General features: G+C 45.0%; 11 protein-coding genes. 6 read left to right on the top strand and 5 right to left on the bottom strand.

Annotation, left to right across the window (positions count from 1 at the left end):
- Positions 1-12: 12 nt before the first annotated feature.
- Positions 13-843, top strand: coding sequence for an HAD family hydrolase (locus ABH09_RS06790; RefSeq protein ID WP_253713825.1), 831 nt, complete (start codon positions 13-15; stop codon positions 841-843).
- A 6-nt stretch (positions 844-849) separates the two neighbouring features.
- Positions 850-3,699 carry a hypothetical protein gene (locus tag ABH09_RS06785; RefSeq protein WP_253713824.1) on the top strand — a complete coding sequence of 950 codons (2,850 nt, stop codon included), beginning with the start codon at positions 850-852 and terminating at the stop codon, positions 3,697-3,699.
- Positions 3,700-3,749: 50 nt separating this feature from the next.
- Here ABH09_RS06785 and ABH09_RS06780 read toward each other — a convergent pair whose 3' ends face one another.
- The 5 genes from ABH09_RS06780 to ABH09_RS06760 form a co-directional block, all read right to left on the bottom strand.
- The gene (locus tag ABH09_RS06780) at positions 3,750-5,126 is read right to left on the bottom strand and encodes a sigma-54-dependent transcriptional regulator (RefSeq protein ID WP_253713823.1); all 1,377 of its coding nucleotides are present in this window, start codon (positions 5,124-5,126) and stop codon (positions 3,750-3,752) included.
- A complete protein-coding gene (locus ABH09_RS06775; protein WP_315450632.1) occupies positions 5,116-6,333 on the bottom strand; it encodes a two-component system sensor histidine kinase NtrB in 1,218 nt (405 codons plus the stop codon). Before ABH09_RS06775 ends, ABH09_RS06780 begins: the two co-directional genes overlap by 11 nt.
- Before the next feature lie 96 nt (positions 6,334-6,429).
- Complete coding sequence (locus tag ABH09_RS06770; RefSeq protein ID WP_162663582.1) at positions 6,430-6,645, bottom strand: transcriptional regulator; 216 nt, start codon at positions 6,643-6,645, stop codon at positions 6,430-6,432.
- A gap of 53 nt (positions 6,646-6,698) precedes the next feature.
- A complete protein-coding gene (feoB, locus tag ABH09_RS06765; protein ID WP_253713822.1) occupies positions 6,699-8,717 on the bottom strand; it encodes a ferrous iron transport protein B in 2,019 nt (672 codons plus the stop codon).
- Between the two features lie 2 nt (positions 8,718-8,719).
- Positions 8,720-8,944 carry a FeoA family protein gene (locus ABH09_RS06760; RefSeq protein WP_162663580.1) on the bottom strand — a complete coding sequence of 75 codons (225 nt, stop codon included), beginning with the start codon at positions 8,942-8,944 and terminating at the stop codon, positions 8,720-8,722.
- Positions 8,945-9,135: 191 nt separating this feature from the next.
- On the opposite strand from ABH09_RS06760, the gene ABH09_RS06755 reads away from it, so the two are divergent.
- From ABH09_RS06755 to ABH09_RS06740, 4 genes are all read left to right on the top strand, one after another.
- The gene (locus ABH09_RS06755; protein ID WP_162663579.1) at positions 9,136-9,795 is read left to right on the top strand and encodes a transporter associated domain-containing protein; all 660 of its coding nucleotides are present in this window, start codon (positions 9,136-9,138) and stop codon (positions 9,793-9,795) included.
- A 22-nt stretch (positions 9,796-9,817) separates the two neighbouring features.
- Entirely contained in the window at positions 9,818-11,269 is a 1,452-nt protein-coding gene (locus ABH09_RS06750; protein WP_253713821.1) for a sigma-54 interaction domain-containing protein, read from the top strand.
- 86 nt (positions 11,270-11,355) lie between these two features.
- Entirely contained in the window at positions 11,356-11,862 is a 507-nt protein-coding gene (locus ABH09_RS06745) for a UvrB/UvrC motif-containing protein (protein WP_162663577.1), read from the top strand.
- A 1-nt stretch (position 11,863) separates the two neighbouring features.
- Positions 11,864-12,964: an ATP--guanido phosphotransferase gene (locus ABH09_RS06740; RefSeq protein ID WP_162663576.1), complete on the top strand. Its 1,101-nt coding sequence runs from the start codon at positions 11,864-11,866 to the stop codon at positions 12,962-12,964.
- Positions 12,965-12,967: the final 3 nt, after the last annotated feature.

Below are 12,967 nucleotides of genomic sequence, written 5' to 3'. Positions count from 1 at the left end.
AGAGAGGCCGCGATGGATTTCCAACGGGAGAAGGATTTTTTAGTCTGTATCGACAGCGATGGCTGTGCTATGGATACGATGAACCTCAAGCACTACCGTGCTTTCGGGCCGGAGCTGGTAAACATATTCAATTTGCGCGATCATGCGGAACCGATTTTACATTATTGGAATAAGATAAATCTCTTCAGCAAAAAGCGTGCAATAAATCGTTTTAAAGGCTTTTTTGAGGTATGCCGGTATATCGATAAGCACTTTATTCCTGTTGACGGATTGGAAGCGTATGAACATTTCCTTAATTCGGGCGGAAAGTTGTCGAATGAAGGCATCAGGCAGGCATATCAAACTGTCGGTCATCCTATTTTTGCACTTGCCGAGCAATGGTCGATAAATGTCAATAAGACTATTGCTGCAATACCGCTGGAAGACCGCATCCCTTTCCCGTATGTTTATGAAAGCATCGAAGCTATTTATGCCGTTGCCGATATAGCTGTTGTCAGTTCTGCCAATAATGCTGCCGTGACTGCCGAATGGGAGCAAGCCGGTTTAATCAAGTTTGTGGACGGTATTTTTACGCAAGAAAACGGCAGCAAAAAGCAAGTGATTGCCTCATTGAAACAGACCGGCAGATATAAAGACGGATGTATATTAAAAATCGGTGATGCTCCCGGCGATTTACAGGCTGCGCAAAGTAATACCGTGTCCTTTTATCCGATTATTCCTGAAAAAGAAGCTGAAAGCTGGTTTGAGTTTAAAGATACCTATTTACCGCTCTTTATCAATGGACAGTATGCCGAGTGTGAACAGCAGCTTATTGATCGGTTTTATTCGGAACTTGAGGATTGATTAATCATGAAACAGCATAGGAATAATAAAGCAAAACTTTTAGGAATATTCTTTTTTTTCATTGTCGCCATAGCTCCGGCTTTTACAGAACCGCTGCAGTCTGTTAAAACCAAGTATTTTGAAATTATCTATAGGGAAGCATCGGCTCCTTCTGCAGCACTGCTGACAGAATATGCCGACAGTTATGCCGAAGAAATATGTACCGCTCTGCAACAGAAAATCAAAGGACGTATACCGGTATACCTTGTATCCGATACGGAAGAACTTAATGGATATTTTACCCGGACACCGCATCGCCGCATTGTCCTTTACGATACCGGGATTACGGATGGGACACTCGGTAATTTGCCCGACACACTCTTACAAGTTTTTTACCATGAACTTACTCACGCTCTCACGCTTGACGTTCCTTTTTCCCTTTTAAATATTTTACCGATGTCTTTTGTAGAAGGGGCGGCTGTTTCATTTGAAAGTTTGCATGGACAAGGTCGTTTAAATGATCCGTTGATTAAACAGTATTTGATTCAGAATAAAATCGATGGCATCACTCCGACGTGGACAGAAGCTGCAAGTTCGCGGGATATGTATCCGACCGGATTGTGGCCGTATATCTATGGCGGTTATTTCGCCGACTTTTTACAAAAAACGTATGGGATGGAGTCGTATTCAAAGCTATGGAAACTGAGCTGGAGACTTTTTATACCGGGAAAATTCAAGTCCATTTATGATAAAGGGGTAAGCGCTGCATGGAATCAATTTATTAATACTATTCCGCTGCCGGAAAAACTGAATGAACCTGCTCCATTTGCTTCTCAGACAAAGAAGTCTGGATATAGCGCTCTTGCAGCTTCCCATGACGGTTTTGCCTATTATGATTTTGACAGTCAAGCGGTATATTTTACACACGTAAATATCGATAATACAGACAGTTCCATTGCAGCTTCCACACCCGTCAAGCTTTTTACAGCGGATTTTTCGTTAAATCAACTGTCTTTTTCGGAGGACGGCTCTCTTCTCGTTGTCTCGGATTCAGTTGAAACAAGTAATAAAACTTCGCAAAAGCGCTCACGTATTTTTGATATGAAAAAACGTCGATTTATCGGTAAACCGATACCATCAAGTATGGCGGCGTGTTTTGTTGACAATCAGACACTTTGTTCCATAAGGCTAAAGAATCAATCATTTTCCGCAGTATTGATTGATCGTACTACACAGGAAGTTAAGAAAGTTTTATATACGGCTGGTCCCGGTCAATCCTTTGCCTCATTGTATAGTCCTTGTTATATCGGAGAAGGGCAGGTTGCCCTTATCGCAGCAAATGGGGTAAAACGTACTATTTTACGTATCGATACCGAAACAGGCAGTCTTTCGTCGTTGCCTGCACAAGATACCCCCTACGCAATCCGCTACTTACAATCGGTAAAAAGCGGTAATGAGTATATCCTTGCTTTCTCTTGGGCTGAGATGAATATGCTCTATCGGCTCGGCCTTTATTATCCTAAAAGCGGCATCATAAAAACACAGCAAACCGATATTTCCGGCGGCGTGTTCTTTCCCATTCTACTGCCGGAGAAACAGCAGCTATCGAATGAAGTCGGCAATCATTCCATCATTTACGTAGGGCAGCATGGTACCTATCACCGTTTATATACTATGCAAGAATCGGAGCTTACGGTAAAAACTATCCAACCGACAGCTATAACTGTTCAACCGGATATACCGGCATCGACCAAGCTTCCTAACCTTGAGCTTCTCAATCCGAACCGGTATCAGCCACTCACATGGCTGTGGCGGGCAAAGGTACGGCCAACAGCCAATATCCCTGCCGATATACGGCGTTACGGGGGATACGGTATCGGGATAAAACTGGCTATGCTTGATCCTACGGAGACAATCGAAGTTAATTCTTCATTGCTATTTCTGCTAAAGCCTTTTTTTACACAAATAAAAGCCGATGCCGCCTATCACTTTAGGCCTATTTCGTTAAATATGAATGTCTTTGATCAACTTGATACAAAGACGTTTACCTACCGTAAAACCGGATTTGGCGTCGGTGCAAGCAGCGTTATTCCGCTTTCCTATTCATGGGAAATGTTTAAACTCTCTTATCTGGCAACGGCAGCATGGATAGCGCCTTTATCCGATACCGGTAAAACCTTCTATCCGTTTCCATACAAGTATACGGTACTTGCACATGAAGGGCAGCTTTATTACCGAAATGTCCGCAGTTCCCGCATAATACGGTCTCCTTTCTTTGCAAAGGATCTTCAAGGTGTCTCCATATCAAGCTCTCTTGCTCATGCATACTGCGTTGAACAAAAAGCCAATGCTGCCGTTTTTCAGGCATCGTTTGACGGCTATATTCCTGTAGTACCGCTTCGCTTTACTTTGAGCGGTTATCTTGGATTCAATGCACAGTTTAATCCTTTAAACGGAACATATTCGCATATTGCCGCTCATTACCCTGTTACGGAAACTAATTATTTTCCCTCTTTTGCGGCATATAATACTGATGCAATGCGGAAAAAATTTGCTTCGCTTGGAACAGGCAAAGTATCGGGAGGAATATCCGGTGTATGCGATCTTACATTTTTTAGCTATGACGTGCAAAACGGCAGCTCTTTCTTACCGCTGTTTATAAACCGTATATCCTTTCATACCGGCTATGCATGGATACTGACAGGGAATTTCGCTTCAAAAGCGCATACCGGCGGCTACCTCTATTTGGACACCCTCTATGTAAACTGCCTTGTGGCATTAAACAGATCGGTGGAGATTGGTGGAGAGTATATGCATCCGGTTCGAACGTTTTTACGGCCGGGAGTTTTCCGATTTGTCGTCGGCGTAAATCTGTAACAAAGCTTTTTTTTAATACTGCCTGTTGGTTTACCCCCGTGCGACCCGTTTTACTCCGCACTAGAATCGGTGGCATCAGTAGCATGTGCCGCAAATTCATCGAGCTTTCTATGCAGGGTTTTGCGTCCGATGCCGAGTATATCGGCGGTTTTCGACTTATTTCCATTATAGGCGGCGAGCGTTTCCATGATGATGTGCCGTTCCGCTTCGGCGAGGGGGGTGCCGATTTGGATGCGGATGGAAGAATTCTGCTCCGCTTCGCGTATCGGTTCGGGTAAATCGGACAGGCGGATGGTATCGTCCGAGCTCATCACGACGGCGCTTTCCAGACAGTTCCTCAGCTGCCGAATATTGCCGGGCCAATCGTAGGCATAGAGCGCTGCGCGGGCTTTCGGTTCGATGGTGGTAATCTGTTTTGCGTTTTCTTCCGTAAATTCTTTGATAAAGGCGGCAATTAGCAGCGGGATATCCTCTTTCCGTTCCCGAAGCGGCGGCACGTGGATATGTACCACATTCAGGCGGTAATACAGATCGCTGCGGAATGTACCGGCGGCGACTTCCTTTTCAAGATCGCGGTTGGTTGCCGTAATAAGACGAGTATCTACCGTGATTGACTTTTCGCCGCCCACCCGCTCGAACTGTTTTTCCTGCAATACGCGCAGTATTTTTATCTGCAAACTCTGATTGATTTCCCCGATTTCGTCCAAAAAGATCGTGCCGCCGTCGGCAAGTTCAAAGCGTCCCCGCTTTTGGCTGACCGCGCCGGTATATGCACCCTTTTCGTGCCCGAACAGTTCGCTTTCCAGTAAGCTTTCCGCAAGCGCGGCGCAGTGCACCTTGATATAGCTGTTGTTTTTTCGCGGGGAAAGGTTGTGGATTGCGCTTGCAATAAGCTCTTTTCCCACACCGCTTTCGCCGGTGATAAGCACGGATGCCCGTGAGGGGGCAACCTTTCTGATCATCTCAAAGACATGCTCCATCGCCGCGCTCTTCCCGATGATGTGCTCGAATGTTTTGTCCGACTGTATCTGTTCGACAAGTTCGCGGTGCTGCAGCACCAGTTCGCGGTTCTGGAGAGCGCGTTTTACCAGCAGGGAAAGCCGGTCAAGGTCGAGCGGCTTGGTTAAAAAATCATACGCGCCCATGCGCATCGCTTCGACGGCGGTTTCGACGGTACCATGGCCGGTCAACACGATAACCGGTACGCCCGGCGTTTCCGAAGTTACCCTGCGGAGAATTTCTTGCCCACCGATGCCCGGCATTCGCAGATCGGTGATGACAAGGTCTACCATCTCCGACAGCGCTTTATGCAGTCCGTCTGCCCCGTCTTCCGCAGTCAGTACCTCATAACCTTCGTCCTCGAGTGCCATCTGGAGCCCTTCGCGGATATTCTTTTCGTCGTCGATAACTAAAATCTTAAATTTCATCTTTTATGCTCTCAAATTGAGGTTTTGTACTATTATCGTATGCAGTATGTGCTTCCAATAGAAGCGGTCTCTCACTGTGAGTAATAGGCAAGATTAGCGTAAAACGGGTTCCCTTGCCGATCTCCGAATGGACCTGAATATCACCGCCGTGCTCTTTAATCACCTTATATGTCATGGTAAGGCCGAGCCCGCTTCCGTCCGGCTTTGTTGTAAAATACGGCTCAAAAATCTTATGCAGTATGTCGGGCGGAATGCCTTTTCCCGTATCGGTAATAGCGATATATACGTTTTCTTCGTCATACCGTGTCGTAATGCCGAGTTCTCCGCCCGCAGGCATCATCGCCGCTTTTGCATTGGTTAGAATATTCATCAGCGCTTGGCGTAAAAAGCGTTCGTCCGCTTGAATAATCGGCAGTTCGCCGTCGAGCTGAGGAACAAAAGAAATACCTGCAGCGGAAAATTCTTCCTGAAAGGTAGCAAAAAGATTTTTAATAAGTTCGTTTACATCGACCGGTGCAAATTCACACTGGAGCGGTCGAACGGCAAAGAGAAAGTCCACCACAATCTTATTTAATCGCTCAATTTCTTCTTCTACTACATCGAGGTGCTTTTGCGCCTTTGCGTTAATTTCCAAATTGCATGCTTTAAAGTTCTTCCGCAGCAGTTGGACGTGGATACTGATGGCCGCAAGCGGATTTTTTATTTCGTGCGCAACCGCGGCTGCAAGATTGGTAAGGCTTGCGAGGTTTTCAAGCCGTCGGTTGTTGATTTCTTCTCGCTTTCGCTGCGTAATATCTTCAACGGTGATAATCGTACCGCGCACCCTTTTTTCTTTTACAAGCGGCAGTACCGAAAGCTCAATGTAGTGATTTCCCTCATCGGCAACAATGACAAATTCCTCTGCGGTACATGTCTCTTCATTTTTTATCACCGTATGGATAAAATCCGCCAGCTTGGTGTCGGGAATAGACGCCCACAGCGGCCGTTCGGGGCTTTCAGAAAGCGGGATACCGAGAATACGCAAAGCTGCACGGTTAGTTTTTATAATGGTATGATCGGAATCCAGAATGATGACGCCGCTTGTAAGCGAATCCATCATCGCATCAAACAGTGCGTAGTCATCGGCAATCAATTGAATAAAAGAGCGCAGTTGCGAATCGTTCATACGCGGCAGTTTTTGCAATGCGCGACTCATAAATTCTCTCATGCGGCAAGTATAATGCAAAACGGTAAAAAGCGCAAATTCCGCTGCAGAGCTTTGGAGCAAAATTTCAATTTTCTTGGTTCATAACAGGCTGTGCTATCAGCCGCACCCATTACATCCTTTGCAGTGATGATGGCAAGCGTTGTGTTTTTTTGTTTCTTCTTTTTGAATAGCTCCGGGTTTAATATAACCGGTGTGTTCAAGATATTCTATTTCCGCCTTGACGCTTGCGGCATCCATATCCGCAAGCTCGGCGAGTTCCTGAATCGTATATGTTTTTCCCGATTTTAACAATTCCAATAAGCGTATGAGCATGTTACGACCGCTAAACCCGTTCGAAAACTTCCGTTTCGGAACAGGGCTATTTTCTAAAAGATAAGCATCCCGATGTGATACGCGATAGCGGCAATTACAAGTGCGGAAAAAATATAATACACCGCAATGGTTATCGTCCATTTTTTAGAGTGCGTTTCCTGTGCGGTAGCGGCAAGCGCCATCAAGCACGGCATATTAAAGAAAAACGCAAAGAGGAATGCAAGTGCTTCGGGTTTTGAAATAGCCGCGAGCATCGTGTTGCTCAAAACCGCCGTATCAACGGTACCCCGCGTTGCAACGGCATTCCAGATACCGGATGACGTAAACAGGGATGCCAGCACTCCCAGCGCGGATTCTTTCCCCATCGCCGAGGCAACAAATGCCATAAAAAGCTGCCACGGTAATCCGAAGATTTTTGTGACGGGTTCTATAAACATACCGATTTTATAAATGATGCTGTTTGTTATGTTTCCGTCCGGCGTGTACGCAAGCGCCCAAAATACCACGGAAATAAGTACGATAACACTCAACGCTCTTTTAAACACATTGCCCATTTTATTCAAAACGGAAGCAAAGAGATTTTTCCAATGCGGTTTATGATAAGGGGGCAGCTCCATAATCATGCCAAGATTTTCATCACCTTTATAAAGCGATTTTCTGAAAATCCGGTATGTAACTAAGAGGTGTAAAAATGCAACGGCAAATAAGCTCAAAACAACAAAAACCGCTTGCTTACCGAAGAAGGCTCCGCTGACGACACCCACAACGCCCCATGTCGCCCCGCACGGCACCACCCACGAAAGCGCTATCGTCATAACCCGCTGCCCCCATGAGTCGATAATCCTCGATCCGGTAACGCCTCCGATATTGCAGCCGAAGCTCACCAAGAAAGGCATAATCGCTTTTCCCTGCAATCCCAATTTAGACATCGTGTTATCAAACACATAGGAAACCCGTGCCATATAGCCGACATCTTCCATAAATCCGAACACTAAACTGACGCCGAATACATAGCTGACCATCATAAACGCAAACGTAACGGCAGTCATAACTGCGCCGCACACAAGCGAGATTATCCAATTTGCAGCGCCAAGGAGCATAAGCCCTTTCGCCAGTAAACCGGAAAGCGGCGGAATAGCAACCCAAAATATTCCCATTAACGGAAAACCGATTAGCATCGAAACAATTAATCCCGCAATGATAATGCCGACAGCAATCGGTTTACCCCATGTTTTACTTGTCGCGAGCCTATCGAATGTGCTTCTGGTAAAAGTATGCCGATTTTCCGTAACGTATTTTTTAATGAGCGAATCTACCCAATTAAATTTACATTGTCCGGTATATAAATTGCCGTCTTTTATGTCCTGTAATATGCTTTCGATATTTTTAAATTGCGTCGCATCGACCGCTGTTTGTACCAATTCAATCGCTTTTTGATCTTTTTCAACAAGTTTACTTATAATCCACGTTTGTGAAAAAACGCCGATGCCGTCTTTCGGAATATACGTTTCCAATGCACGATATTTTTCGCCGATCGTATCTTCGTATAATGTTTTCAGCACTTCATCTTTTAAAAGCGCTCCGTTCCGGTGTTCTAAAAAGTCATACAGGGAAGCGTATTCTTTTTTGTCTGCCGCGATAATCGGGATAACCGGTATATTCAGCGCTTTCTGCAACTCGTCAATATCCACCATCTTACCTTGCTGATGCGCAATATCCATCATATTCATAATAAGGACAACGGGAACTTGTATACCGGCATAATCGGATAGCATAAAAAGACTCCGGTTTAACTGCGATGCATCCGCCATAATCGCAACAAGGTCGGCCTTCCCATTTGCTATATATTCTCGTGTAATGACTTCTTCTTCGGAGTGTGCCGACAAGCCGTAAGAGCCGGGTAAATCGACGATTGTATAGTCGGTACCCTTATGCGAAAAGACCCCTTCCTTTTTCTCTACGGTTTTTCCCGGCCAGTTGCCGACATGTTGATTTGCACCTGTAAGTCCGTTAAATAATGTTGATTTTCCCGAATTCGGTTGACCAAGCAGCGCAATGGTTATTCTTTTCATAGCTATAATATCTCCATCATAATCTTATCAGCCTCTTTTTTATTGACTGCAATCGCGGTGTTTCTGCAATACATAAGCACCGGCTGTTTTTTATAATTCTGAATTACTTCGATTTCGCTTCCGACTGTTATACCGATGGATATTATTCTGCTTTGAAAATGCGTGTCTCCGAGTATTTCGATAACTTTTGCTTTTGTCTTTTCTTTTAATGCGCTTAACTTTTCCATATACAATGCTCCCAATGTAAGTTATTTATTACATTTGCTTAAATGGTAACGCAATTAGTCCGGCCTGTCAACGCGTGTAATTTGATTTGGTATGTGTAATTAAGTCGGCGATTACCCATTATCCATTAATTTGCCCACTTATTGTCAATTAACTCTTTTCTTTTGAGCATTTCAGTGTATAATATTCGATAATGAATAAATTAAAAGCGAAACTGAACAAACAAAACCTTAGGCGATATTTAGGTTTGCTGGCAAGCTATACGGAAATTTTGCTTGCCCTTGTAGTCATTATCGGAATTTTGCTTCTCTGTATTCGCGTTCTTGTACAGCTGAAAGGCTTTATCATCAGTACGTTTGCAGGTACGGAGATTCCCTCATTTGCGGAATTTCTTTCAACGGTATTCGAGCTGGTTATCGGTATCGAGTTTGTAAAGATGCTCACAAAGCATACGCCGGGCAGCGCTATCGAGGTACTTTTGTATACGATTGCTCGTGCACTCATTATGGATCACAGCAGTATGCAGAGCTCTCTGTTAGGTGTTATCGCTATCGCAATCCTTTTTGCCGTCCGTAAGTATTTCAATGATCCTGAAGTACATAATCATGAAACCGGTGGGGACTATATCGTAAACGGCGGTATCAGTATGAAAGAGGTTAATAAGAGGCTCGATGCAGACTTCGATGAATCTTACGGGCACACCGTTGCGGGGTATCTATTCAATTATTTACAGGCAATAGGAAAAACGCCGACGGTTGGATGTGAAGCTCAAATCGGTGAATATATGTTTCAAGTATATGATATGGAAGGAGAACTTATCCGACATATTAGAATAACTCCGCTCAAATCATAAAAGATAGTGGGAGGGTGGTGCTATGTCTGAGTATGAATGTTTAAGAAAAGATTCTTGTCCGATCCGGCTGGATGCGGAAAAGCAGCTCGATTCCATCATTGAAAATATGTTTGACGGTATTTATATCACCGATGGACAGGCTAATACGCTGCGGGCAAATAAAGCGTACGAGATGATTACCGGTATTTGTCGCGACGATGTGATGGGTTGTAACATGAAACAGCTTGAAGAGAGCGGTACAATCTCTCAGTCGGGGTCCTTAATCGCTATCCGAACCGGCAAGCCGGTAACACTGCAGCAAAAATTTAGCACGGGGCGGCAGGCGTTGATTACCAGTACGCCGGTGTTCGGCCCCGACGATAAGATCGAAATGGTCATCACTAATGTCCGTGATATGACCGAGATCCATCATCTGAGAGAAGAAATTGAATCCAGAAACGAGGAGCGGTTGCGTCTTCATAAAGAGTTGGAACATATCAGAACTCAGTTCCTTGATAAAACCGATTTTATTGCCGCCGATAAAGTAACACTTTCGATTATCCGTATGGCCGATAAGGTTGCCCCGCTCGATACAACGGTGATGATTAGCGGTGAAACAGGTGTCGGTAAAGAAGTGTTTGCACAATATGTTCACAGCCAAAGCCGCCGCAGTAAAAAATCATTTATCAGCGTGAATTGTGGTGCCATTCCCGCAAATCTGATAGAAAGCGAGCTATTCGGCTATGAACGAGGTGCTTTTACCGGCGCTGATAAGAACGGCAAAGCAGGACTTTTCGAGGTAGCCGACCAAGGGACGATTTTCCTCGATGAAATCGGCGAGCTGCCGCTGAATATGCAGGTAAAGCTACTGCGGGTGCTGCAAGAGCATGAGGTAAAGCGTATCGGTGGAACAAAGCCCATTCCGGTAGATATACGCGTCATTGCGGCAACGAACCGTAATTTGGAAGAAATGGTTAAGAAAAAGAAATTCCGAAAAGACCTGTATTACCGAATGATGGTGTTCCCGCTGCACATTCCGCCGCTCCGCGAACGCCGTAACGACATCATCCCGCTGGCGCAGCTTTTTCTCGAACAGCTTAACCGGAAATATGCATTCCATAAATACTTTTCCGATGCAGCGCTCCGGCTGATGGTTGGTTACGAATGGCCCGGTAATATCCGCGAGCTGCGGAATATTGTGGAACGGGCTGTTATCGTTACCGACAGCGATGAAATTACGGCCATGAATACGTTTATTACCCCGTGTAAGCCGCAGACGGAGCCCTTGTACATACCGGTAAAGCAGCCTGACAGTATCCACGATCTAAAGGCTGCGCTCGCGGATATAGAAGCAGAGTACATCGACTTTGCGTATAAGACCTACGGCAATGTACGGCTTGCGGCAGAAAGTCTCGGGATGTCTCATGCAACCTTTGTCCGCAAACGTCAACGGCATACTGCCTCCCGCGACATAAAAGAACAACCCTTAGCTTAGTCCTTGATTTTATCAATCATTGTCTGTATGCTTCTAAGGAAATTACAAACCTTGGAAAAATATTAGAAGGGAATGAGGAAGGCAGCATGATATGTCAAATATGCGGAAAACATAATGCCTCTATGCTTGTGCGGCAGATTGTAGGCGGAAAGACAAAAGAGTTGTATCTTTGCAGAGCATGTGCTAAAAAACACCATATTTATTCCGATGATAAGGAAATGTCTCTTTCGCTCAAAGCAATTTTTGACGGCCTTGTACCTAAATTGGACGCTCGAGAAAAGGTAAATGAGAGTGCCCACCCTCTTGCGTGTCCCGATTGCGGGATGCCGCTCAGCCGTGTCAAAGAAAAAAAAGTGATCGGCTGCCCTCGTTGTTTTTTTTATTTTCGCGATACCGTATTAAAGTTTATGCAGGAAGGTTCCGGAGAGATCTTTTACGCTGGAAATTTGCCGTTGCAACCGGAGACATTTTCGGACGTGGCAGTCTCGTTGCAACATCTTGAAGATGAACTGCAAAAAGCGGTAGAGAATGAAGAATATGAGCTGGCTGCATACCTCCGCGATAAGATAAAAGAGCAGGAGGTTTCGTCCTAGGATGTTTGCTGCTTCAAACGCATGGTATACCTATTCGGGACACGACAACGATACGGTGCTTTCTTCGCGGGTACGTATTGTACGGAACTTAAAGAACTACCGCTTTCCTCCGACACTCGGTAAAGAAGATGCTGAAACAGTATATCGAACTGTAGTTTCCGCATTCCAAACGCTGCCTCCTGTTGACGGCTTTCATCCCATTAGGCTCGATACGTTGGATGCAATAGCAAAAAAGATTTTTGAAGAGCGGAATATTATCCCAGCAAATCTGGAGCGGAATTTCGGTACGGGGGTCATTGTTCGTGATGACGGTATCCTTTCGGCAACCGTGAATATCAAAGACCACATCAGGCTTTCGGCGTTCTATGCAGGCTTTGAACTTCAAAAATGCTTTACGCTGGGAAAAAACATCATCGATACCTTGGCTGAAACGCTGGAATTCAGCGCAGTCCAGGATTTCGGCTATCTTTCTTCTGATGTGATGAATATTGGGAGCGGTATAAAGTATTCAGTATTGTGTTCGCTGCCAGGTCATTCGTTAACAAACAAGATACAGGAAAAGATAGAGGCGCTTACAAAGCAGAATTTTGAAGTGCACGCATATTATGCGCAAAATACAAAGCGGATGCTCGGTTATCTATACCTCATTTCTACGAAAAGCTCCGCGGGCTATACCGATGAGGTACAAATTGGTATGATAATGACCGCCATTAGAACGCTTATCAATGAGGAGCGGGAATTGCGGGATTCATTGGTAAGGACGCAGCTGTGGCGTATTCAAGATGATGTCATTAAAGCGTTCAGTATTGCTAAAAATGCATACTTGCTCGATGTAAAAGATACGATAGACCTTGTGTTCAAGATAAAACTCGGCATCAATCTCGGCTTTATCGAAGGTTTAAGCCCCGAAGCCTGCCTTGCGCTTCTGTATCAAACCCAAACCGCCCATATTGCCTTTTTGATGCTAAACGGTACGTTTCATCTTGAAGAACCTTTCCAGCTTGATGAGATCCGTATTGAGCGTATCCGTGCGATTTTAGTACAGGAGATCTTAAAACGAGCTGAACTGCGGATACAAAGCTCCGCAAAAAACGGACTGTAGAAA

The organism is Treponema sp. OMZ 803 (assembly GCF_024181165.1).
Taxonomy (GTDB): domain Bacteria; phylum Spirochaetota; class Spirochaetia; order Treponematales; family Treponemataceae; genus Treponema.
The sequence above is the reverse complement of the archived record's forward strand: the minus strand, read 5'-3'. Positions and strand labels throughout refer to the sequence as shown.